This is a genomic window from Variovorax paradoxus (genome assembly GCF_024734665.1).
GTDB lineage: Bacteria > Pseudomonadota > Gammaproteobacteria > Burkholderiales > Burkholderiaceae_C > Variovorax.
Map to the genome: position 1 here is coordinate 3,755,660 of NZ_CP102931.1, position 20,805 is coordinate 3,776,464.

Below are 20,805 nucleotides of genomic sequence, written 5' to 3' on the forward strand. Positions count from 1 at the left end.
GTTCGACGCGAACATGGCCACGTCGAACCACGGATTGGGGTCAACGAAACTGCCCAACCCCGGTCTTTCCAGCACACACAGCGTGACCGGCGGTAGGGACGCAGTACGCGCGATCGACCGCCGACGGATTCTGCTCAGTAGTCGTTTGATCATGAAGCCCCCTGTTCGACCACAGCGTAGCTCATCTCGCCGTTCGAAGACATGGTCTAGCCCCTCCCCCTTTGTTGGCCTGCAACAGCAGGCGCCCGGGGCCGGCATCGAACCGGCACGCCTTTCGATGAGGGCCACTACTTTCCCAGATAGCGCCGTACGTCAACGACCATCACGCCGACAGCTTTGACAGCCTCGCGCAGTTTTGCCTCGCTCACGCCCAACACGCCTGTCCAGTAGCCAAGTTCCCAGGCTTCGTGAACATTTATGCGCGAGCGGTCAGCCGGGCCACGATTCTTGAGGTCGTCCACCATGTTTGTCTCCTGAGTTTTGGGGACACGAGTGTGAAACGATAGCGGGCTGGTGAACAGCTTTTTGCATAGGGACAAGCCCTGCCCTCCGGTGCTCTCCTCCTCTTCCCTCGTGTTGATGGCAATATCACGGGTGTGATTGACCGTTGACCGGAGGGGTATGGAAGATTTGTCGCACTGGGACTTCGCCGAACACTTCAAGGCAAAGGAAGTTGCTGAACTGATCGCCGGAATTCCTCCAGAAAAGAACACCGCGCTTTTTGGCGTGATGGGAGAAGAGGCAAAGTTTGTGGCGAAGATCACACCAATTCTTCGCCGAATGGAGCGGGCCTATGCCGGCGCGGCTAACCTTTTGAATGCCGCTGCGACCTGGGGCGGCGATGCAAAAGAAAGCCTGCGCTCGTTCGCAGCCGTGCCTATGTACCTGGAATCTGAGCCCATGACACGAGTACGAAGCACAGACTCGGGCTACGGGCTGTCAATTTTCGCCGAAGACATCCCGGATTTTGGGGGGGCTTACTTTGAAAGAGCGGAGGTACGGCGTTGGCTCTCAGCCATAGGAATGAAGTCGGTGTACTCCTTCGGAGAATCACCAAAAGAGGCTAAGCCAGAACTCTCCTCCAAAGAAGTAAGGGACCGAGACATGTTCTCCCGTTTGGGGGACGACCGTGAAGAACTCCACCAATGGTTAGTCATGGACACATGGTCCATGGAGGCCGCCATGTTTTTGATCGCCGGGGTGATCCCATCCAAAATTTATGAAGGCTTTGGGTACTTCAAAGTTGAAGGCGGACTACTGCACAACGGCAACGGGGACAAGGATGCACGGATAGCTCAGATTGAGGGTCTTGAGCGTCTTTGGAAATCAAATCCTCAACACCCAAGCCAAGCAGCGCCACAGTACTTTTTTGACTGGGCAGAGTCGAAGGGCATCGATATTCCCTGGTTGGATGCTGCGAAAAAGGCGGGCTACTTTCAAAGTGCTGCTGCTAAACAGGAAGAGCCCGATTCGATCCATCCCAAGGTACAGAAAACGCTGCTCACGATCATTGCGGTGCTCTGCAAAGAGGCAAAGCTCGACTACAGCAAGCCTGCAAAAACCGCCGGCCTGATCCGGAGTACCGCCGAGGGCATGGGTATCTCGATCGGCGAAACCACTATCGAAGGCCACCTTAAGAAAATTCCGGATGCCCTCGAAACCCGCATGAAATAAGGCGCTAGAAGGCAGTTGCCCATTTGAGGAGGGCAACTGCCCCTCTTTCGTGATCGGCTGCAGCAAAGTTGCCGACATACCGCAGCACATCGGATGCACCGCGGAAATGAGCGAGGTCGACGATGGAAATGCGGAGCCTGGTGAAGCGTTTCACCCTGACATTGCCTGCAGACGAGGGCAACCTGCGGGGCATGAAACCTCTCGCAGTGAATCGGTCAGGGCTTGGGCTCGCCACCACGCCCATCCTCGTACAAAACATCGTGGCAAATCCTGGCCAGCGCGAGCGTGACCACGAACAGCAGGCAGCCGAGCAGCAGCATGTCGTTGTCGCTCATTCGCGCCCCAACTGTGGGTCAGGGCTTAGGTTTGGCGTTCGGCCTCGGCCGCATCGCTTTGACGTACTTCGGTACGGGAAGGTTTTTGTCAACGAAAGGCGGCGGCACATCAAGGATGCCAACTTTCTTCACCGATTCGACCGGCCCGGCTTTGGTGGCCATTTCTTTCAGGCGCTGCATCGCGTCGTCAAAGCGACGCTGAGCTCCCTGTACCCTGCCGATGAGAGCCTGGGATTGATTCCTAGCGTCGCTCAAGGTAGTCGCCTCATCGATCAGGTTGTTGACAGTCCCCGTCATGCCCTGCAGGTCGTCGAACATATACGGCGATCGCTCGATCGCTACTGCGATGCGCTGAAGCACCGACACAGCCTCTGCGAAGCGCATGGACCTGTAGTTCAGCGCCAACTCCATTTCCGCAAGCTGCATCTCGTTCCGCCGAACAAATGCGAGAAGCCCTGCTTCGGCAGATGGCTCGAACGACTTATCGAGCCTTGCCACGATTTCTGCATTCAGGCTCTTCGAGGTTGCCTCCGCTGCCTCATCGAGCTTGGCATGCAGATCCTTCGGGATACGCAGCGTGATGCGCGTGTAGCGGTCTTCTTCCATTTGAAGAATTTACACCAAAACAGTGTCACACCCATTGACACTGCAACCGTGTCACTTTCACAATACCTCAAATGACACTATTTTTATGTCACAAATATCCACCCCTCCGATCCGTATGCAAGTTCGCCTCCCTGCTGATCTCCACGCTCAAGTGCAGGAGGCATCAATCGACAGCGACCGCAGCCTGAACGGAGAGATCGTCAACCGTCTGCGCTCGACCTTCAAGGGAACGCGCGGCCGGCAACCTAGCGGAGATCGTCGTTCAACTGATACCTTAAGAGCACGGACCGACGAGCGGCAACTCGCGGCCGAGCAGCCCAGCAAGTAACCCAGGAACCCTAGCAATGTCCATCAACATCGCCATCAACTCGCGCCAGATCGGCAGTGACCTCATCTCGACCATCAGCGGCCGCGAACTGCACGCCGAACTTGGCGTCGGGAAAGACTTCACCAGCTGGGCCAAGGCACAGATCAAGCGTGGCCGCTTTGTCGAAAACCGTGATTTCGTGAAGCTCACCCAAAAGGGGGAGCTCTCCACAACCGGCCAGATCCAGTCCGAGTACCACTTCACCCTCGAAGCCGGCAAGCACATCGGGATGATGAGTGGTACTGATCGCGGCTTCGAAGTCCGGGAGTACTTCCTCGAATGCGAACGACGCGCCAAGGCGGCAACCTTGCCCGCGGTCAAGGATCCACGCACAGCGGCGCTGATTGAAGCGCTGGTGCGCCAGGATGCGATCGAGCAGGAACAGACGCGCCAGGCCACCGAGCTTGCCCGCCTGCAGGAGAACGTGGCCGTCATCGAGGCTCGCACGCAGCCCGAGAACAAGCACTTCACCGTCCTCGGCTACTCCAACCTGATCGGGCGACCTGTCGATGCCCGCACGGCAGCAAACCTCGGCCGGAAGTGCGCGGCGCTGTCGCGCGAAAAAGGCTTGGTCATCGGCGACGTGCGCGACCCGCGGTTCGGCACCGTGCACAGCTACCACGAGTCCATTCTGCAGGAGGTGCTGGCACCCGCGACCATGAACTGAACCCACAAAAGGCGAAGCCCCGACGGCGGCAACCGTTGGGGCTTCTGTGACCCGAGAACCCTAGCAAGGAACCTGAATCATGGGAAATGTTAGCACGCGCCCACAAAATACAGCAACTACTGTCACCAAAACGGTGACTGCTGTCACTTCACCCTCTGCAACCGACAAGCCCCCGAGCCCCATCAAGAACGAGCTCGCCCCACGCAACCGCCTGATTCCGGCATATCGAGGGGAATTCGACCCCGAAGCATTCGTCGGCACGCAGGCGCTGGCGCGCATGCGAGACGTTGCCCTCACCTGGTGGGGCGTGTTCGAAAGCATGCACGAGAGTGATAGCTACGGTGTTGACCGCAAGGATACGCTGCCCCAATGGGCACGCGATCTGATCGGCTCCTACAAGCAACAGCATGCCGCGCATGCCGAACTCAGCAAGTGGGCCGACATGGCAAACGTGGCCATGCGCCTCAGCGAAGGGAAGCAGGTCCCGGTCTTCGAAGTCTGGTCGAAGCGCGCCGGCCGCTTGGATGGCCAGCACACGTTCTGGGCCCAGGCCGAAGCGCGCAAGCAAGAGCTCATCGCACGTTTTCCTGATGCCTACGTCGTGAGCGTCCATCCGAAGAGCCCGATGATCTTCCCCGAGTCCGCGGAACTGCTCGACACGATGATCGGCCGCGTGTTCTGGTGCGGCGTCGGCTACGGCGACAACGACGAGCCAGACTTCCACACTGTGCAGGACAGCACCGGGCGCACCGCAACCGTGCCGGCGAACATGCTCATCAGCCACGCGGTCTTCCAGCAGATGACGGCCGAGGGGCAGCAACAGGTCGCGCTGCACGAAGAGCATGCACAACGCCGCCGCGAACGTCGCGCATCCCGGAGCGAATGATGGAAGCGGCGCTCGCAACCGCTGGACGCCGGCTCGTTCCGGCCACCCCATTGACTCCAGTTCGCGAAAGCTTCACCCAGACCGAGGGCCGACTGCGAGGCGTGCACCTGCTCCAGCACCATTGCTGCAGCTACGGCGACAAGATCGGCGCGTCTGACGTGATCGAGGTCGACTTCGACCAGTGCGTGATTCACGAAGGCCTCTACATCATCGCGTACCCGAATACGGCGATGGATTGCGGTTGGTTCGGTGCACGCATGTTCCAACGCCTGCCGATCGAGGGCCTGCACATTTTCGAAGGCGACAAGTGGGTCAAGATCCACGACGGCCACCGCGACATGCAGGTGATCGGCCGCATCCTCAATGTCTATCGGAGGACGCGATGACCGCTGTCACCAAATCCCGCAACAGCGTTGTCAAGAGTTTGACCATCGACGAAGCTAACTTCATCCGTGGGCGCGACTTGGCCGTGGCGATGCTCGAAGAGGCCGACGACCTGCAGATGAACGAACCCGACGCGACGTGCCCCTTCCGGGCCTACCGCGACGGCAAGGCGCAAATTCGTTTCACGGAAGCGTTCTTGCTGCAACTGATCGCTGACCCCAGCATGCTGGACGGCTTCAACGCGGTGTTGTCGGCGAAGCTGGGGGACCAGTGCGATTGCCCAGCTTCCTACTACGCTCTCTCCATGGTCGAGTACTCCGCCGGAGCCGTGGGCGGCGACGGCACGATGAGCGCCCCCCTCAACCAGGAACCGCTGCGCACGGGGGTGCCGGCATGAGCTCCGCCATTCTCCGCAAGCGCACGTTGCGCCTGGTGCAGAAGCCCGCGGCGAAGATCGACGCCGACTTGGTCGCCTTTACCGTGATGGAGCACATCGATGCAAGCTTTCCAGCAATGTGGAGTGCAGCCCCCGTCGGTGCTCGCGCGAGTATCCGGAACGCAATCGTGCAAGCCGTTGTGGTCGAGGCAACCCGTGGCGGAACGTCGGCATGATGGAGCTCATCCACGAACTGCTGCAGTGCAGGCACAGCGACCCGAACAGAAGTCGCTCTGGCGCCGGCCGGTGGCTGACCGTCAATGTGCCGGCCGAGTTGTGGGCCAAGATTCAGGCCACCGCCGAGTTGGCCGAGCTCGGCGAACCTCGATCCTCGGCTCCCGCACACAAGCAACGGACGCCAGCCGCTCAGCATCTGCAGGCGGCCCTCGTCCCGGACGCTCTCTTGCGCATCGGTGTTGTGGAACAGATCACGGGCCTGGGCGAATCGACGATCCGCCGGAAGATGGCTACTGCGCACTTCCCGCAGCCGATCAAGAACGGCGCGCGCTGCACACGTTGGCGAGCTGGCGACGTGACGACCTGGTTACGCGAACAAGGAATTGCAGCGTGAACATGCCCCAGGCCTCTGTGATAGGAGGTCGCAGCTTGCGGTGAACTTTCGGATGGCCTTGATGGGCACTACCCTGCTCGCCTAGGCAAAGCAGCGCGCACAGCAGCTCAGCCCGTTCTCGGAGGGCGCGTGATGTCAGCTCTCCAAGTCCCATTGCGACTGGACCTTGTAGTAGACGTGCTTTACCCAGCCCTCGTAGCCCGCCGAGTTGGAGAACACGTCCATGTACCAGTTGCTGCCGTTGGGCTCACGCACGCCGTCGGCATAGGCTCGGGGAAGGTGAACGCCGATCACGGCACCATCTTCCCTCACCAACTCGCCCTCGTGGACGAGTCGAGAAACCTCAGCCTGGATCTCCTCGGCGCTTTTGACTTCACGGGGCATGACGATCTCCTCGTTGCGGAGCCGGCAGTATCGCGCGCCTCAATCCTCGAGGTCGAACTGCCCCTGCAGCGTGCGGATAAGCTGAGCAATGTCAGCGCGGTGCGTGCCGCGGTCGGTGACAACGCGCACAGTCCAGTTCGGGCCGCCGTCTTCAGACGGCATGCCGATGACGCCGCCACGGTGAATGTCCGTCTGCTGACCTCGAAGGCCTGGCAGAGCCTCGATGCGCGCGATCAGCATAGCCTTCAGCTGCTCGGCGGTGCGGATCGGCTTCGGCATTCAGTACGGCCTCATGTCCCTTTTGACTTCCTTCTGAAAGCCGCCTCCGGACTGGCGGTCATGCCACTGCGCGGCCATGGCTTTCCCCTGCTCGAAAGCCGCCTCCATGGTGTTGGCACGGTACTGCGTGGGTGCATCGAACAGCCTTTGCTTAGGGCCGCCCGCCGGCGTCAAGTAGACGTGGAAGGGCCAGTCGTCGTGCGTGATGTCGTAACCCGTCACCACCTCCAGCTTCATTCCCTTGTACGTCGCTTCCAGCACGTTGCGAATGCCAGTTTCCGTCTGAACGACGTTTTCGAACTGAGGTTGCATGTCCGTCTCCTGTTTTTGAGGGCCCCAGTATGAACTTCCTCGATACCGCCCCCGAGTGCGTCCGCGCGGCAGGGATTCAGCGCCTGCCGGACATCAGCCGCGAGGATGCCAGAGCCGAAGGTTGCGAGCACGGCGATGCCGGCGCCTGGACCGTCAATCCGCGGGTGTGGTGGTCGAGCTCCGGAGAATCCGGCCATGACCAGCGGATCAGAGGTCGCTGGTCTCCACGATCACGTGCCCGCCGTCAGGAGTCCGGTTCGCCACGCGGATCGCCACAGGATCGATGCATCCCCTGTTCGCCTCAAGCACATCAACGACGCTGCCCGATGTGGCTCCGAGATGGTCCTTTAGCGCCTCGTACCTGATGAAGCAGATTATTCGCTGGCCGCCGGAGTAGACAGAGAACTCAATCAGATGGGAGTCCTTCAGATTTATGGCATTGGTCACGGTGTGCTCCATGCAGGGGGGCTCAAGTATGACCACCTGGCTTCGGCCCCTCTCCAGCAGTGGCGCGCGCAGGCAATTGGGTTCCCTCCGTCTAGATCACATTCGACCTTGGCGCCACTCGCGGCGCATCGACGCGCACGCCGGCCGCGCCCAGAACAAGTACATCCAATGCGGGGGAACGGACGGGGGAACATTTCGCCGTCCAACTTCGGGAATCGAATGCTGGCGCGGCCTGCAGCCCAGCCTTCAATCCCCTCCGGGGCCAACTTCCAGTCCCAAGCAACTCCAAATCGTTGTGACTCGAGGCAAACTTTGGCCATTCGAGGTGCGTTAAGAAGATTTTTTCTTGGCCAAACTGACGTAGATTCCAACGGCTAGCCAGTGCCCGGCACAAATTCTGTGCAGTCGGGTCACTTTTCTGGAGGCTGCTCAGCCATCTTCAGACTACGCTTCCAGCTCGCTTTGAAGACTTTGCTGCTTCGCGGCAACCGGATTGCTTCGGCGATGCGCCGGCACGAAGGCCGTTGGACCGAACGCTGGAGAACATAGCACTGTCTGGTCACACTGGAAGATCGATCTGCTGGCACCACTGGTGCTCGAGAGCCTGCTCTAGTCCGCGACACGCAGTGTGCGTTTTCGCTCCCTCTCTTCAGCTCTTGCTCTACAAGGGTTCGGTACGTTCCTCGAGGACGTACCCCTCGCCTCGCACCGTATGCAGCAGCTTCGACTCGAACGGGGCGTCAAGCTTGCTGCGCAGGCGAAGGATGGCTACGTCGACCACGTTGGTCTTGGCATTGAATTCCATATCCCAGACGCGCCTGGCGAGCAGGGACCGTGAAAGTACCTTGCCCTGGTTGCGAAGCAACACCACCAGCAACGTGAACTCCATCCTGGTCAGTTCGAGTTCGGTCCCATCGCGGGAGAACTTTGCGCGCCGCTCGTCGAGCTCCAGATCGGCCAGGCGAAGCACTGGTTGATGGCGTGCACCGGTGCTGCGGGCCAGCGCCTTGACGCGGGCAAGCAGTTCGGAAAACTGGAACGGCTTGACCAGATAGTCGTTCGCTCCAAGCTCCAGGCCCGCTATGCGAGCGGCAACGCTGTCGCGTTCGGTCAGAACCAGGAGAGGTGCATCCGTCTTGCGCCGGATCGTTCGAACGGCATGGACTCCGTCCTGGCCAGGTCGCATCGAGTTCAGGAGGATGAGCGCGTAGTCCTGTGCGATGACCGGGTTCGCGGTTGCGCTTTCGCTGTTCACGATGTCCACGGTGAAACCGTTTCTCTCCAGTCCTTCGTTGAAGGTCTTGCACTGGGTCGATTGATGGTCGATGAGCAAGACCCGCATGGGGTCCATGTCCTCGTCGAGCTCTGCGCTGCGTGCATGGCTGGTGCCGAGAAACGAGCCGCTCAGTGCGGTTTCGAAAGGAAGCGGGGAAACATACAGTCGCACAAGTTCTCCTGTTCCAGCGCCCAGGTGGAGCCGTTGCACTTTTATATGCATCGAGGAGTTATTGATCTAATTCATCATTTCTGCCGATGAAGCGGCGTTGCCTCTCTGCGTTCGCAAAGACGGTGTTCGAATGCCCGACCTGGGCTTACGTGGTCTGTGCGTAGATTTCCAGGCTCGCTTGCCCACCTCTGTTACCCAAGTACATCAAGGTGTTCGACGGCAGCGTCTCGTCCAGCAGCTTGCGCGCCGTCTCGATCCCCGCCACCGGTAGCAGTTTGGGGTCGAGCAGGCCCACCTGCACCAGCACGCTGGCCTGGTCCCAGTAGATGTGCTCGTGATAGAGCTTGTCGCCGCGGAACTTGATGACGGCGAGCAACGGCACTTCCACGCGCTTGCCCGTCGGCGCAACGCCCGGGAGCATCCACGGGATCTCGGTGGTGTGCGTGAAGCAGAACAGCATCTCGTCGACCACCTGCGTGGCGCCCACCGTGCGCGAGATCGGCACCAGCGAGGTGTCGGGCGGATTGCTGTTGACGAAGTGGTTCGTATAGAACGCGTGCAGCGCCTTGTAGCCCACGCCGCCGGTCATGGTCGGGATGTGGTTGACGTACGGCTCGGCCACCATGGTCGACATGGTGTCGTCGACGTTGCGGGTGGCGAACTCGTATTCGCAGTGCTTGTCCCACAGTGCCGAGAGGTCGTAATGCGGGCCGATGGCGTCCTTCAGCGTGGCGATGCTGCGCTCGTGCGCCATCAGCGCCGAGGGCTTGTGGAAGTGTTCGCCGCCGGCGCGTGCGAAGGCGTGGTCCATGCCGGGATACACATACAGCGAGACGCCGGGCCGGCCCTGGAGCGTGGCGACGATGCGGTCGCGCGCCTCGGGCGGGCAGAACTTGTCGAGCTCTGCGATGTGCAGTGTGAGCGGGCGCTTGATCTTGTCGGCCTCGTCGAGTGCAGCGTCGATGCCCACGCCGTAGTAGCCGACGGCAACATCCGCATCGGTGCGGCAGGCCGCGAGGTAGGCCAGCTTGCCTCCAAGGCAGAAGCCGAGCACGCCGACCTTGGCGTCCTGCACTTCGGGGCGCTGGCGCAGCGCACTGATCGAGGCCTGCATGTCTTCCATGCCGCGGGCCTCGTCGAAGCCCTTGTAGAGGGCAAAGGCACGCTGCCAGTCGTCCGGCGAGTAGCCAAGCTCCACGTTCGGCTCCTGGCGCCAGAACAAGTCGGGTACGAGCACCACGTAGCCCTCCTCGGCGTAGTAGTCAGCTACCTCGCGCATCGTGGCGTTCACGCCGAAGATTTCCTGCGCGAGCACAAGGCCCGGGCCGGCGCCCGAGCGTGGCACGGCGAGGTAGCCGCTGAAACTGCCGCTGCCGTCGGTGGCCTGGATGCGGATGTGGTGCGTGGCGTCGGGCGCTTTTTCCTGCATGTGAACTGCTCCGTTCAAGGGTTGGATGATGGTGCGGGCCATGCGCTCATTGCACGCATTCCGGATGTCGCGTGGTCACCTGGTAGTAGCCCGAATGAAAGACCAGCGGCTCGCCGTCGAAGCGGTCGTAGCGCTCGACTTCGCCGATGAAGATCAGGTGGTCGCCGCCGTCGTATTGCTTCACGTTGCGGCAGATGAACCGGGCGATGACGCCACTCAGCAACGGCACGCCGGCCGTGCCTTCGCAGCAGTCCACCCCCCCGAACTTGTCCGCCTGCGGCGTCGAGAACTGGCGCGACAGGTGGTGTTGATGTGCCGCCAGCACATTGATCGCGAAGTGGCTGGCGCCGGTGAAGTCGGCCACGCTCGGCGCCTGCCGGGCCAGGCTCCACAGCACCAGTGGCGGGTCCAGCGAAACCGAAGAGAACGAATTGGCGGTCATGCCCACGCGACGGCCGTCGAGGGCCCGGGTCGTGATGACGGTCACGCCGGTGGTGAACTGTCCGAGGGCCTTGCGAAAGTCGCGTCGGTCGAAGCGGTCCACAACCGCCTCGCGCGCCCGGGCTTCCAGAAAGCGGTCCGCCTCGATGGCATCTAACCACCAGGGCACGAAGATGCGCGGATCATCGAAGCCGTTGACGATGGTGCTTGCGACCGCGGGCATGTGGGTGGCGCTCTGCAGCAGCTTCAGCAGGTGCGGCTTCGGCGGCGCGAGCAGGCTGTTCGTCCAGTCGGTGGCCCAGCGGGCATAGCCTTCCCAGTAACGGTCGAAGGTCTCCTGCATCCACGCGGCGTCGAACGGTGCGTCGCCGTGTTCGAGGATCCGCTTCAGGTAGATGTCCGCGCTCTTGGCCGCGTTGTTGGCGCCCTGGCCGGTGATCGGATCGTTGAGCACCACAGCGTCGGCCAGCCCCAGCACCTTGCGCCCCGAAGGCAGCGTCGCCACCGGCTTGCGCACCGTCGGCGCGAAGCGGCCCGTGAGGATGCCGTTGTCGTCGGTCAGCTCGATGTCCGTGCAGCGTTCCGCTTCCCAGGGCAGGAAGGTGTCGAGAATCCATTTGCTGCGCGCAAGGTGTTCCTGCGGCGTCTTCACATCGGTCCAGCAGTCCATCGGGCCACCGGGTACACCTTCGAACACCATGATCTCGCAGGGCCCCGTGGTGGTCAGCGCCGGGAACACGAAGTACTCGCCCACGCCGGGAATGAGGTTGAAGCACACGGCCGAGTGCGGCTCGCGCGGCTTCATCCCCTTCACGTAGGTCAGCGCCAGTGCACGCTGAGGTCGATCGAATAGCGAGCGCTCCGTGTCGCGCTCGAACAATTGCGAGATCTCGCCCTTGCCGCTTGCAACGACCACAAGATCGTGCGTTGCAGCGCAAGTCTCCAATGCATCGAGCCCCACGTCCTGCAGCACGAGCCGGCCGCCGCGCTTCTCGAACTCCGCCATCCAGGCGGGTATCTTGAGCCGCTGGTCGATCGACTGCGCAGGCCCGTCGAGCCTCGCGCTCCATTCGAGGGCCTTGCCGCCTTCCGGGTTGCGCACCGTCATTCCGATGCCTTCCACCGGCGGGCACTCGCTCGCCCACCAGTCCAGCGCCAGCTCGCGCTCGGTCTGCAGCGCGGTCTCGAACATGCACTGGCTGGACATCACCGGTCCTTCGAGAATCTCCCGCGCCGTGCGGTTCGAAAAAACCGTCACCTCGTGCCCCGCGCGCTGCAGGCCGAGCGCGAGCTGCATGCCGGACTGTCCGGCGCCGACGATGGCCACGCGTCGCTTCATGCGTTCACTCCAGACTACGCGACGGCCGCGCAGGTTTCGATGTAGCGGTCCGCCTCCGCGGGGTCCGCGAACCACGGGAAGAAGGTGCGCGGGTCGTCGAAGCCGTTGGCGAAGGCACTGGCCAGCGGCGGCATCGCGCCGGCGGTGCCGAGCAGCTTGAGCACATGGGGCGGCGGCGGTGCGAGCAGCATGTTGGTCCACTGCGTGACCCACTGCGCGTAGCCGAACCAGTAGCGGTCGAAGGTTTGCTGCATCCACGCCGCATCGGCCGCGCCGTCGCCGCGCGCGAGGATGCTCTTCAGATAGGTGTCGGCGCACTTGGCCGCGTTGTTGGAACCTTGCCCCGTGATCGGATCGTTGAGCACCACCACGTCGGCCAGGCCCAGCACCTTGCGGCCCGAGGGCAATGTCGCGACCGGCTTGCGCACCGTCGGCGCGAAGCGGCCCGCGAGGATACCGTTGTCGTCGGTCAGCTCGATGTCCCTGCAGCGCTCGGCCTCCCATGGCGTGAAGGTGTCCAGGATCCATTGGCTGCGCGCAAGGTGTTCCTGCGGCGTCTTCACGTCCGCCCAGCAGTCCATCGGGCCGCCGGGCACGCCTTCGAACACCATGATCTCGCAGGGCCCCGTCGTCGTCAGCGCCGGGAACACGAAGTACTCGCCCACGCCGGGAATGAGGTTGAAGCACACGGCCGAGTGCGGCTCGCGCGGCTTCATCCCTTTCACGTAGGTCAGGGCCAGTGCACGCTGCGGCTTGTCGAAGCTCGACTTGTGGGCGTCGCGCTCGAAGAGCTTCGAGATCTCGCCTTTGCCGCTGGCCACCAGCGTGAGGTCGTGGCTTTGCGTGCAGGCCTCGAGCTCGTCGATGCCCGCGTCTTTGAAGACGAGTTCGCCGCCCTTCTTCTGGAACGCGTCCATCCAGGCCGGGATCTTCACGCGCTGGTCGACCGACTGGGCGCTCGAATTCAGCCGTGCGACCCAGTCGATGGCCTTGGCCCCCTTCTGCTCCGGATGGGGAACGGCCAGCCCGATGCCGTCCACCGTGGGGCAGTCGTGCGCCCAGTGGTCCAGGCCCAGGTCGCGCTCGATCTGCAGCGAGGTGTGAAACATGCACTGGCTCGACATGACCTTGCCTTGGCGGATGTCTTCGCCCGTGCGGTTGCTGAACATCGTGACCTCGTAGCCTGCCGCGAGCAGTCCGAGACCCAGTTGCAGGCCCGACTGGCCCGCGCCGACGATGGCGATTCGCTTCATTGCTTGCTCCTTGATGCTCCGTTCGGAGCTAGTCCATCAACTTGGGAATGGCGGGCACGGCCTGCTCGGGGCCCATGGCGGCATAGCCGCCGTCCACCGCGTAGTCGGCGCCGGTCACGAAGCTCGCATGGTCCGAACACAGGAACAGCACCACCTGCGCCACCTCGTCCGGGTCGCCGACACGCCCGAGCAGATGGAAAGGCGCGGCCACGCGATCGGTCTTGGCGCGGTCGCCGCCGCTAAGGCGCTCCATCACGGCCGACCATGTCCAACCCGGCGACACGCTGTTCACGCGGATGCCGTCCGGCGCCAGGTCCATCGCCATGTTGCGGGTGAGCTGCGCCATGGCGGCCTTGCTCACCGGATAGAGCCAGCGCCCCGTCTGCGCCACGCGCGACGAGATGCTCGTGAAATTGACCACCGCCCCGCCGCCGGCTGCCACCATGTGCGGGTGCACGGCCTGCAGCATCGCCACCGCGCTCGCAACATTCACGTTGAACGACGTGAGCCAGTCGGCGCGAGGCGACTTGAAGCCGTCGTCCACATACGAGCACGCAAGGTTCACGAGAAAGTGCACGCCGCCGTGCTGCGCGGCCGCCTGCGCCACGCAGGCTTGCACTTGTGCGTCGTCGGTGATGTCGGTGCGCACGAAGCGCGCGCCGGCGCCGAGCGAATCCGCCAGTGCCTGGCCGTTGACGGCATCGATATCGGCGACAACGACCTTCACGCCGGCCGCGTGCAGCGCGCGCACCACGCCGGCGCCTATCAGTGTGGAACCACCCGTGACGATGGCGCTCCTGCCTTCGAGTCCCTTGAACATGACGCTTGCTCTCCTCGGTTGATCGGACAGGCCGGCTGGCCTTTGGAGCGAACGTTATGAGCAAGCAGGCGTTCGGCGAGTCCCGCAAACGCAGGCCCTGTCCCTGGCGCGCAGGTTTTTGTCGAGGGGTGATCCGAATTGTGGGTGGGGATGGTTTTTGCTAGGGTGACTTCGCCCCATGGAAACCGCCACGACCCCACCGCTGCCGCTGCAGCGCTACCGGCTTTTCGAGAGCCACGACATGGACGAGGCCCGTGAAAGCGTGGCCCGCGTGTTCTGCCCGCACGGCCTGGTCATGCTGCGACCCCGCACCGAACTCGACGCCTGCCACCACAGCGCGCGGCTGCATCGGGACGTGAGCCTCAATTACGTGCAGTACGGCCCCGGCGTGCAGATCGACCCCGGCTACCTGCAGGATTTCTTCCTGTTGCAGATCCCGTTGCGCGGTGGCGCCGAGATCCGCTGCGGCGCGCAACACGTGGAAGCGACGCCCCGCCTCGCATCGCTGCCCTCCCCCACCGAGCCGCTGTCGATGCGCTGGGCCGACGACAGCCCGCACCTGATCGTGCGGCTGGCCCGCTCGGCGCTGCTGTCCCGGCTCGAGTCCTTGCTCCAGGCGCCCGTCAAGCAAGCTCTGGTGTTCGACCTCGGCGTGCCGCTCGACAACCCCGCGCTGGCGCCGGTGGTGCATTTCATCGACTATCTGCGGCTCACGCTCGACGCCGGCAGCGCGCTGCAGGCCGGCGGCCCCTTGGCCGAGCATGCCGAGGCGTACCTGATGGCAAGCCTGCTGATGTCGGCGGGGCACAACCATTCGCGCGCCCTGGCCGGCGAAGCGCAGCGCAGCCTGCTGCCGCGCGTGGTCCGCAGGGCGCAGGAATACATGGCAGCCCATGCCGATGAGCCGCTGTCGTTGGCCGACGTCTGCAGCGAAGTCTGCTGCAGTGCACGCGCGCTGCAGCTGGCGTTTCGCCAGCACGCGGGCCAGGGGCCGATGGAGTTTCTGCGCGAGATCAGGCTCGACCGGGTGCGGGCCGAGTTGCTGGCATCGACCAGCGTCGCCGCAGTCGGCGTGCGAGAGGTGGCGCAGAAGTACGGCTTTCTTCATTTGGGCCACTTCGCGGCGCAATACCGCGCCCGCTTCGGCGAGCGGCCGTCCGAGACTCGGGCATCGCGCGCCTTCTGATGCGGGTGAGGCGCCGACGCTTGCCCGGTGCCTGCCTCCCCCGCCCTGTTCGATGCCCCCGCTTCGTCGAGGGCCTGAAGCGCCGCATCACCAGTCTGTCCCGAGTTGTGCAACAACGCCTATCCCGATCTCAAATGTCCCATTGACAGAACATTAAAACTGCAAAAACATCAAAGGCATGTCGCAAATGCCTTTGCCCAAATATCACCAGATCTACTTGGTCCTGCGTGAACAGTTGCACGAAGGGCGTTTCGCGGAGGGCCTGCCCGGCGAACTCGCGCTCATGGCGCAATTCGGTGTGGCGCGCGTCACAGTGCGCCGCGCACTCGAACAGCTGTCTTCCGAAGGCCTGATCGCGCGCAACCCCGGCCGCCGCACGCGCGCGCTGCCACCGCCGGTCAGCGGCGAAGGCCCCGGCACCCAAAGCATGGAACGCGCCAATCTGCGCGGCCTGCTCGAGAACCTGGTCACCATGGGCCTGCACACCTCGGTCAAGGTCATCGAGGTCGCGACCATCACCGCCTCCACCCAGGTGGCCGAGGCGCTTCAGCTGCAGCTCGGCGACCCGGTGCAGAAAGCCGTGCGCGTGCGTTCCACCAAGGAAGGCCCGCTCTCGCACATCACCACCTACGTGCCCGACACGATCGCGCGCCGCTTCGGCCGCCGCGAGCTTTCGAAGAAGCCCATCCTCGTGCTGCTCGAGGAGTCGGGCGTCAAGGTGGGCCGCGCGCACCAAACCATCTCCGCGCGCCTGGCCGACAACGTTCTCGCACAGCACCTTCATGTCTCGGTCGGCTCGGCCCTGCTCGCGGTGCGCCGCCTGATCTACGACGAAGACGAGCGGCCCGTGCAGTGGCTGCACGGCCTCTACCGCCCCGACCGCTACACCTACGAAATGCAGCTCTCCCGCGTGGGCAGCATCGACGCCAAGGTGTGGGTCAGCAAAGACGTGTCAGCCCAGTTCAACTGAAGAGAAACAGGAAAGCCCACCATGCAGAACCGCCGCAGTTTCGTGTCGCAGTCCGCCGCCCTGGCGACCGCCGTTGCCTTCCCGCTCGTGGCCGGCGCGCAGCCCAAGACCGTCAAGGTCGGCGTGCTGCATCCGGTCACCGGTGCGCTGGCCTATTCGGGCCAGCAGTGCCGCCTCGGTGCGCTCATGGCCATCGAGGACATCAACGCGGCGGGCGGCATCAAGTCGCTCGGCGGCGCGAAGCTAGAAGCCCTGCTGGGCGATGCGCAATCGCAGCCGCAGGCCGGCTCGGCCGAGGTCGAGAAGATGAACGAGGCCGGCGTCTCGGCCATCGTCGGCGCCTATGCCTCGGCCATCTGCCTCGCGACCACGCAGGCCGCGGCCAAGTACAACCTGCCGCACGTGGTGGACGTGGGCGTGGCCGACCAGATCGTGGAGCGCGGCCTGAAGAACACCTTCCGTTTCGGCCCCGGCTACAAGAAGTCGACCGAGGTGGCCATGGCCAACCTGCTGGTGCTCAACAAGGCCGCGGGCAACCCGGCCAAGACCGTGATGATCATTCACGAGGAGTCGCTCTTCGGCGCCGGCACCGCGCAACTGCTCTCGCGCGAGTTGCCGGGCTACGGCTTCGAGGTGAAGGAGGTGGTGAAACACGCCAACCCCACGCGCGACTTCAACAACATCGTGCTGCGCATGAAGTCGATCAACCCCGACATCGTGATCCCGGCCAACTACTACAACGAATACGCGCTGCTGGTGCGTACCATGCAGCAGCAGAAGGTGGTGCCCAAGGCGATCTTCTCGGTGCTGGGCGGCGCGGCATCGAGCTACAAGTTCGTGAAGGAATTTCCGGACGCAGCCAACGGCATCATCGACTGCAACCACTGGTTCAACCCGAAGGACAAGCGCGCGCAGGACCTGCGCAAGCGCGTCGAGGCCAAGGGCCAGTTCTTCAGCTACGAGGTCTTCATGACCTACACCGCGATGTGGCTGCTGGCCGATGCGCTGGAGCGCGCCAAGTCGACAGAGCGCGCCGCGATCGTCGACGCGCTCGAGAAGAGCACTTTCGGCAACCACTTCATGCCTTATGGCCCCACGAAGTTCGTCAACGGCCAGAACGAAGGCGCGCAGCCGCTCATGACGCAGGTGGTGAAGAACGACATCAAGGTCATCATTCCGCGCGACTATCGCGAGGTCGATCCGGTGTTTCCGTTGCGCGCTGTCTGATCGGAAGGCGGGATGTTCGATTTCGGCATTCTTTTCCCGTCGGTCCTGAACGGGCTGACGACGGGCGCGGTGTACGCACTGATCGCGCTGGGGCTTACGCTGATCTACGGCGTCCTGCACATCATCAACTTCGCGCACGGCGCCAGCCTGATGCTGGCGCTGTACGCGGTGTACTTCCTCAAGGAGCGCCTGGGCATCGACCCCTACCTTGCGCTGCCCATCGTGGTGCTCGGCATGTTCGCGCTCGGCTACGCGCTGCAGCGCGTGGTCATCAACCGCGCGGGCCACGGCAAGGACGAGAACATCCTGCTCGCCACGCTCGGCATCGCCATCGTCATGGAGAACCTCGCGCTGCTGTTCTTCAAGTCCGACACGCGCAACATCGACACCGCCTACTCGCTGAGCACCGTTGCCATCGGCCCCGCGATGATCGCCGTGCCCAAGCTCGTCGCATTCGCGGGTGCGCTGGTCGTCTCGGGCATCCTGTTCTGGATCATGGGCCACACCGACCTCGGCCGCGCGATCCGCGCCGTCGCCAAGGAGAAAGAGGGCGCCAAGCTCATGGGCATCGACGTCGACCATGTCTACGCGATGAGCTTCGGAATCGGCCTCGCGTGCCTGGGCGCGGCCGCGTGCTTCCTGCTGCCGGCGTATTACGTGAACCCGCAGGTCGGCGGCGGCTTCGTGCTCGTGGCCTTCACCATCGTCGTGCTCGGCGGCATGGGCAGTTTCGTCGGAGCGCTGATCGGCGGCTTCCTCGTCGGCGTGGTCGAGTCGCTCGGCGGGCTGTACCTGGGCGAATCGCTCGGCCAGATTGGCATCTTCGCGATCTTCATCGGCGTGGTGCTCTTCAGGCCACAGGGCATGTTCGGAGCCAAGGCATGAGCGCGGGCCTGAAGCAACTCGCGGGCATTGCGCTTTTTGCCGTGCTGGTCGGCTGCGTGCCGTTCGTCACCACCTCGGGCGTCACGCTCAACTTCGTGATGATGGCGCTCTACGCCACGCTCATCGCACAGGCCTGGAACATCCTGGGCGGCTTCGGCGGGCAGTTCTCGTTCGGGCATGCGCTGTTCTTCGGCACCGGTGCGTACATCCAGGCGATCGCGCAGCTGCAGGGCGACATCAACGCCTGGGTCGCGCTGCCGCTCGCGGTGATCGGTGCCGCACTCGTCGGCCTCTTCATGGGCGCCCTCACCTTCCGCTACGGCCTCAAGGGCTCGTACTTCGCGCTCGTCACGCTGGCCTTTGCCGAGGTGTTTCGCATCCTTGCACTGTCGGTCGACTTCACCGGCGGCGGCGTCGGTCTCATGGTGCCGCTGCGCGAGTCGGTGGCCAACCTGCAGTTCTCGACGCGCGCTGGCTACCTCTGGGTGGTGCTCGCGATGGTCGTCGCGGCGCTGCTCGTGACCTGGTGGCTGCGAAACGGGCGCTTCGGCGCCTACCTGCAGGCCGTGCGCGACAACGAAGATGCGGCGCGCGCCGTCGGCGTCAATCCGTTCCGCGTCAAGCTGGCGGCCATCGGTTTGTCGGCGGCCTTCATGGGCGCGGCCGGTGCGTTCTACGTGCAGGTGTTCCAGTACATCGATGCCGGGATCGCCTACGGCCCGGCCGTGTCGATCGAGGCGCTGGTCGCGGCCATCGTGGGCGGCATGGGCACGATGTGGGGGCCGGTGCTCGGCGCCGTCGTGCTGCACCTGCTGTCGGACTTCACGCGCAACCTCTTCGGCGAACTGCCCGGCATCAACATGGTGATCTACGGCACGGTGCTGGTGCTCATCGTCATCTTCGTGCCGCGCGGCATTGCGGGCATCGGGCTGTCGGTGCGGCAGCTGTGGAAGGCGAAGGGAGGCCGCAATGACTGAAGCCCTGCTGGCCATCGATGGCCTCTCGCGCTCCTTCGGCGGCCTGAAGGCCGTGCAGAACGTGAGCCTCTCGGTGCGCAAAGACAGCCTGAGTGCGCTGATCGGCCCGAACGGCGCGGGCAAGACCACGCTGTTCGCGCTGATGTCCGGCTTCCTCAAGCCCGACACCGGCACCGTGCGCTTCGCGGGGCAGGACATCACCGGCCGCGAGCCGCACCGCAACGCCGCGCTCGGCATGACCCGCACCTTCCAGATCGTCAAGCCGTTCGCCGCGCAGACCGTGCGCGAGAACATCGCCGTCGGCGCGCACCTGCATCTGCGCAGCCGCGCCGAGGCGCTGCAGGACGCCGAAGCTGTTGCGCTGCGCGTGGGCCTCGCGCCGCAGCTCGACAAGCCCGCCTCGGACCTCACCGTGGCCGGCCGCAAGCGCCTCGAACTGGCCCGCGCGCTCGCGACACGGCCGCGCCTGCTGCTGCTCGACGAAGTGCTCGCCGGCCTCAACCCGCAGGAGATCGCCGAGATGATGCCGGTGGTGCGCGGCATCGCCGACAGCGGCGTCACCGTGCTGATGATCGAGCACGTCATGCAGGCCGTGATGCACCTGGCCGAGCATGTGTGGGTGCTGGCGCAGGGCCAGTTGATCGCAGAGGGCACCCCGGCGCAGGTGACTTCCGACGACAAGGTCGTCGAAGCCTATCTGGGCCACGGCACCGCGGCGCGGCTGCGCAAGGCCGCATCGGGGGTTGCCGCATGAGCGCACTGCTCGATATTCAGGGCCTGCGCGGCGGCTACGGTCGCATCGAGGTGCTGCGCGGCGTCGACCTGCACGTGAACGCGGGCGAGATGGTCGCACTGCTCGGCAGCAACGGCGCGGGCAAGTCCACGCTCAACAAGATGGTCTGCGGCCTCTGTCCGGCCTGGGGCGGCACGGTGCGCTTCGATGGCAAGGACCTGAGCGGCGCCCACTACCGCGACGTCGTCAAGGCCGGCCTCATCCAGGTGCCCGAAGGCCGCAAGGTGTTTCCCAACCTGAGCGTGCGCGAGAACCTGGAGCTCGGCTCCTTCACGCGGGCACGCGAGCGCCGTGCGGCGAACCTGGAGAAGTCGTTCCACATCTTCCCGCGGCTGCGCGAGCGCATGGACCAGCACGCCGGCACCATGAGTGGCGGCGAGCAGCAGATGCTGGCCATCGCGCGCGGTCTCATGGCCGAGCCGGTGCTGCTGATCCTCGACGAGCCCTCGCTCGGCCTTTCGCCGCTGCTGGTCGAAGAGATGTTCTCGCTGATCCGCGAACTGCGCGACGGCGGCCTCGCGGTGATGCTGGTCGAGCAGAACGTCGGCCAGTCGCTCGAAATTGCCGACCGCGCCTACGTGCTGGAAAACGGCAGCGTGCGCTTCTCGGGCCTGCCCGGTGATTTGCTCGGCAGCGACGAACTGCGGCGCGCGTACCTGGGGCTCTGAGCCCTCAAAAAAACACCCCCAT

The 20,805-nt window shown here is 63.9% G+C and carries 25 protein-coding genes and 1 pseudogene; 14 read left to right on the forward strand and 12 right to left on the reverse strand.

All coding sequences use genetic code 11. The features are described 5' to 3' along the window. Positions 1-287: 287 nt before the first annotated feature. The gene (locus tag NWF24_RS17825; protein WP_258349682.1) at positions 288-464 is read right to left on the reverse strand and encodes a DUF3606 domain-containing protein; all 177 of its coding nucleotides are present in this window, start codon (positions 462-464) and stop codon (positions 288-290) included. Positions 465-621: 157 nt separating this feature from the next. Here NWF24_RS17825 and NWF24_RS17830 point away from each other — a divergent pair, with 157 nt between their 5' ends. Beyond that, positions 622-1,674 (forward strand): hypothetical protein, encoded by a 1,053-nt coding sequence (locus NWF24_RS17830; protein ID WP_258349683.1) that lies wholly within the window; start codon positions 622-624, stop codon positions 1,672-1,674. 353 nt (positions 1,675-2,027) lie between these two features. Here the strand turns inward: NWF24_RS17830 and NWF24_RS17835 are convergent, their stop codons facing one another. Then, on the reverse strand, positions 2,028-2,615 hold the full coding sequence (locus NWF24_RS17835; RefSeq protein ID WP_258349684.1) for a type II toxin-antitoxin system HicB family antitoxin: 588 nt from the start codon (positions 2,613-2,615) through the stop codon (positions 2,028-2,030). 344 nt (positions 2,616-2,959) lie between these two features. Between NWF24_RS17835 and NWF24_RS17840 the strand changes: the two genes are divergently transcribed. The 6 genes from NWF24_RS17840 to NWF24_RS17865 all read left to right on the forward strand — a co-directional run bounded on the left by NWF24_RS17840 (position 2,960) and on the right by NWF24_RS17865 (position 5,926). Beyond that, on the forward strand, positions 2,960-3,649 hold the full coding sequence (locus NWF24_RS17840; RefSeq protein ID WP_258349685.1) for an antA/AntB antirepressor family protein: 690 nt from the start codon (positions 2,960-2,962) through the stop codon (positions 3,647-3,649). 79 nt (positions 3,650-3,728) lie between these two features. Continuing rightward, positions 3,729-4,535, forward strand: coding sequence for a hypothetical protein (locus NWF24_RS17845; protein WP_258349686.1), 807 nt, complete (start codon positions 3,729-3,731; stop codon positions 4,533-4,535). Continuing rightward, positions 4,535-4,921 (forward strand): hypothetical protein, encoded by a 387-nt coding sequence (locus NWF24_RS17850; protein WP_258349687.1) that lies wholly within the window; start codon positions 4,535-4,537, stop codon positions 4,919-4,921. Before NWF24_RS17845 ends, NWF24_RS17850 begins: the two co-directional genes overlap by 1 nt. Further along, positions 4,918-5,316 (forward strand): hypothetical protein, encoded by a 399-nt coding sequence (locus tag NWF24_RS17855; protein ID WP_258349688.1) that lies wholly within the window; start codon positions 4,918-4,920, stop codon positions 5,314-5,316. The genes NWF24_RS17850 and NWF24_RS17855 overlap by 4 nt, the downstream gene beginning before the upstream one ends. Next, positions 5,313-5,531: a hypothetical protein gene (locus tag NWF24_RS17860; RefSeq protein WP_258349689.1), complete on the forward strand. Its 219-nt coding sequence runs from the start codon at positions 5,313-5,315 to the stop codon at positions 5,529-5,531. The genes NWF24_RS17855 and NWF24_RS17860 overlap by 4 nt, the downstream gene beginning before the upstream one ends. Further along, positions 5,528-5,926 (forward strand): helix-turn-helix transcriptional regulator, encoded by a 399-nt coding sequence (locus NWF24_RS17865; RefSeq protein ID WP_258349690.1) that lies wholly within the window; start codon positions 5,528-5,530, stop codon positions 5,924-5,926. Before NWF24_RS17860 ends, NWF24_RS17865 begins: the two co-directional genes overlap by 4 nt. Before the next feature lie 135 nt (positions 5,927-6,061). Here NWF24_RS17865 and NWF24_RS17870 read toward each other — a convergent pair whose 3' ends face one another. The 10 genes and pseudogenes from NWF24_RS17870 to NWF24_RS17915 form a co-directional block, all read right to left on the reverse strand. Beyond that, complete coding sequence (locus NWF24_RS17870; protein WP_258349691.1) at positions 6,062-6,310, reverse strand: hypothetical protein; 249 nt, start codon at positions 6,308-6,310, stop codon at positions 6,062-6,064. A 39-nt stretch (positions 6,311-6,349) separates the two neighbouring features. Then, a complete protein-coding gene (locus NWF24_RS17875) occupies positions 6,350-6,589 on the reverse strand; it encodes a hypothetical protein (RefSeq protein WP_258349692.1) in 240 nt (79 codons plus the stop codon). Beyond that, complete coding sequence (locus tag NWF24_RS17880) at positions 6,590-6,901, reverse strand: hypothetical protein (RefSeq protein WP_258349693.1); 312 nt, start codon at positions 6,899-6,901, stop codon at positions 6,590-6,592. 207 nt (positions 6,902-7,108) lie between these two features. Further along, a complete protein-coding gene (locus tag NWF24_RS17885) occupies positions 7,109-7,348 on the reverse strand; it encodes a DUF1488 domain-containing protein (RefSeq protein ID WP_258349694.1) in 240 nt (79 codons plus the stop codon). Positions 7,349-8,009: 661 nt separating this feature from the next. Further along, positions 8,010-8,795 carry a winged helix-turn-helix domain-containing protein gene (locus NWF24_RS17890; RefSeq protein ID WP_258349695.1) on the reverse strand — a complete coding sequence of 262 codons (786 nt, stop codon included), beginning with the start codon at positions 8,793-8,795 and terminating at the stop codon, positions 8,010-8,012. A 145-nt stretch (positions 8,796-8,940) separates the two neighbouring features. Further along, complete coding sequence (locus NWF24_RS17895; protein WP_258355310.1) at positions 8,941-10,224, reverse strand: dienelactone hydrolase family protein; 1,284 nt, start codon at positions 10,222-10,224, stop codon at positions 8,941-8,943. Positions 10,225-10,270: 46 nt separating this feature from the next. Continuing rightward, on the reverse strand, positions 10,271-10,795 hold the full coding sequence (locus tag NWF24_RS17900) for a flavin reductase family protein (protein WP_258355311.1): 525 nt from the start codon (positions 10,793-10,795) through the stop codon (positions 10,271-10,273). Further along, positions 10,769-12,004 (reverse strand): annotated as a pseudogene (locus tag NWF24_RS34200) (styrene monooxygenase/indole monooxygenase family protein); the annotation flags it as partial. The gene NWF24_RS17900 and the pseudogene NWF24_RS34200, both read right to left, overlap by 27 nt. Before the next feature lie 14 nt (positions 12,005-12,018). Further along, complete coding sequence (locus NWF24_RS17910; protein WP_258349696.1) at positions 12,019-13,257, reverse strand: styrene monooxygenase/indole monooxygenase family protein; 1,239 nt, start codon at positions 13,255-13,257, stop codon at positions 12,019-12,021. Positions 13,258-13,285: 28 nt separating this feature from the next. Continuing rightward, on the reverse strand, positions 13,286-14,077 hold the full coding sequence (locus NWF24_RS17915; RefSeq protein WP_258349697.1) for an SDR family oxidoreductase: 792 nt from the start codon (positions 14,075-14,077) through the stop codon (positions 13,286-13,288). Between the two features lie 178 nt (positions 14,078-14,255). Between NWF24_RS17915 and NWF24_RS17920 the strand changes: the two genes are divergently transcribed. From NWF24_RS17920 to NWF24_RS17950, 7 genes are all read left to right on the forward strand, one after another. Next, positions 14,256-15,263, forward strand: coding sequence for an AraC family transcriptional regulator (locus NWF24_RS17920; RefSeq protein ID WP_258349698.1), 1,008 nt, complete (start codon positions 14,256-14,258; stop codon positions 15,261-15,263). 187 nt (positions 15,264-15,450) lie between these two features. Then, the gene (locus NWF24_RS17925) at positions 15,451-16,233 is read left to right on the forward strand and encodes a GntR family transcriptional regulator (RefSeq protein ID WP_258349699.1); all 783 of its coding nucleotides are present in this window, start codon (positions 15,451-15,453) and stop codon (positions 16,231-16,233) included. Between the two features lie 21 nt (positions 16,234-16,254). Next, positions 16,255-17,460, forward strand: coding sequence for an ABC transporter substrate-binding protein (locus NWF24_RS17930; protein ID WP_258349700.1), 1,206 nt, complete (start codon positions 16,255-16,257; stop codon positions 17,458-17,460). 12 nt (positions 17,461-17,472) lie between these two features. Continuing rightward, positions 17,473-18,345: a branched-chain amino acid ABC transporter permease gene (locus tag NWF24_RS17935; protein WP_258349701.1), complete on the forward strand. Its 873-nt coding sequence runs from the start codon at positions 17,473-17,475 to the stop codon at positions 18,343-18,345. After that, a complete protein-coding gene (locus tag NWF24_RS17940) occupies positions 18,342-19,322 on the forward strand; it encodes a branched-chain amino acid ABC transporter permease (RefSeq protein WP_258349702.1) in 981 nt (326 codons plus the stop codon). Before NWF24_RS17935 ends, NWF24_RS17940 begins: the two co-directional genes overlap by 4 nt. Then, positions 19,315-20,076: an ABC transporter ATP-binding protein gene (locus NWF24_RS17945; RefSeq protein ID WP_258349703.1), complete on the forward strand. Its 762-nt coding sequence runs from the start codon at positions 19,315-19,317 to the stop codon at positions 20,074-20,076. The genes NWF24_RS17940 and NWF24_RS17945 overlap by 8 nt, the downstream gene beginning before the upstream one ends. Next, a complete protein-coding gene (locus NWF24_RS17950) occupies positions 20,073-20,783 on the forward strand; it encodes an ABC transporter ATP-binding protein (RefSeq protein WP_258349704.1) in 711 nt (236 codons plus the stop codon). The genes NWF24_RS17945 and NWF24_RS17950 overlap by 4 nt, the downstream gene beginning before the upstream one ends. Positions 20,784-20,805 lie beyond the last annotated feature (22 nt).

Excerpts from the sequence above, each read along its gene's own strand:
- NWF24_RS17825 (WP_258349682.1), bottom strand. The coding sequence starts at position 464 with ATGGTGGACGACCTCAAGAATCGTGGCCCGGCTGACCGCTCGCGCATA.
- NWF24_RS17830 (WP_258349683.1), top strand. The coding sequence starts at position 622 with ATGGAAGATTTGTCGCACTGGGACTTCGCCGAACACTTCAAGGCAAAG.
- NWF24_RS17835 (WP_258349684.1), bottom strand. The coding sequence starts at position 2,615 with ATGGAAGAAGACCGCTACACGCGCATCACGCTGCGTATCCCGAAGGAT.
- NWF24_RS17840 (WP_258349685.1), top strand. The coding sequence starts at position 2,960 with ATGTCCATCAACATCGCCATCAACTCGCGCCAGATCGGCAGTGACCTC.
- NWF24_RS17845 (WP_258349686.1), top strand. The coding sequence starts at position 3,729 with ATGGGAAATGTTAGCACGCGCCCACAAAATACAGCAACTACTGTCACC.
- NWF24_RS17850 (WP_258349687.1), top strand. The coding sequence starts at position 4,535 with ATGGAAGCGGCGCTCGCAACCGCTGGACGCCGGCTCGTTCCGGCCACC.
- NWF24_RS17855 (WP_258349688.1), top strand. The coding sequence starts at position 4,918 with ATGACCGCTGTCACCAAATCCCGCAACAGCGTTGTCAAGAGTTTGACC.
- NWF24_RS17860 (WP_258349689.1), top strand. The coding sequence starts at position 5,313 with ATGAGCTCCGCCATTCTCCGCAAGCGCACGTTGCGCCTGGTGCAGAAG.
- NWF24_RS17865 (WP_258349690.1), top strand. The coding sequence starts at position 5,528 with ATGATGGAGCTCATCCACGAACTGCTGCAGTGCAGGCACAGCGACCCG.
- NWF24_RS17870 (WP_258349691.1), bottom strand. The coding sequence starts at position 6,310 with ATGCCCCGTGAAGTCAAAAGCGCCGAGGAGATCCAGGCTGAGGTTTCT.
- NWF24_RS17875 (WP_258349692.1), bottom strand. The coding sequence starts at position 6,589 with ATGCCGAAGCCGATCCGCACCGCCGAGCAGCTGAAGGCTATGCTGATC.
- NWF24_RS17880 (WP_258349693.1), bottom strand. The coding sequence starts at position 6,901 with ATGCAACCTCAGTTCGAAAACGTCGTTCAGACGGAAACTGGCATTCGC.
- NWF24_RS17895 (WP_258355310.1), bottom strand. The coding sequence starts at position 10,224 with ATGCAGGAAAAAGCGCCCGACGCCACGCACCACATCCGCATCCAGGCC.
- NWF24_RS17910 (WP_258349696.1), bottom strand. The coding sequence starts at position 13,257 with ATGAAGCGAATCGCCATCGTCGGCGCGGGCCAGTCGGGCCTGCAACTG.
- NWF24_RS17915 (WP_258349697.1), bottom strand. The coding sequence starts at position 14,077 with ATGTTCAAGGGACTCGAAGGCAGGAGCGCCATCGTCACGGGTGGTTCC.
- NWF24_RS17920 (WP_258349698.1), top strand. The coding sequence starts at position 14,256 with ATGGAAACCGCCACGACCCCACCGCTGCCGCTGCAGCGCTACCGGCTT.
- NWF24_RS17925 (WP_258349699.1), top strand. The coding sequence starts at position 15,451 with ATGCCTTTGCCCAAATATCACCAGATCTACTTGGTCCTGCGTGAACAG.
- NWF24_RS17930 (WP_258349700.1), top strand. The coding sequence starts at position 16,255 with ATGCAGAACCGCCGCAGTTTCGTGTCGCAGTCCGCCGCCCTGGCGACC.
- NWF24_RS17935 (WP_258349701.1), top strand. The coding sequence starts at position 17,473 with ATGTTCGATTTCGGCATTCTTTTCCCGTCGGTCCTGAACGGGCTGACG.
- NWF24_RS17940 (WP_258349702.1), top strand. The coding sequence starts at position 18,342 with ATGAGCGCGGGCCTGAAGCAACTCGCGGGCATTGCGCTTTTTGCCGTG.
- NWF24_RS17945 (WP_258349703.1), top strand. The coding sequence starts at position 19,315 with ATGACTGAAGCCCTGCTGGCCATCGATGGCCTCTCGCGCTCCTTCGGC.
- NWF24_RS17950 (WP_258349704.1), top strand. The coding sequence starts at position 20,073 with ATGAGCGCACTGCTCGATATTCAGGGCCTGCGCGGCGGCTACGGTCGC.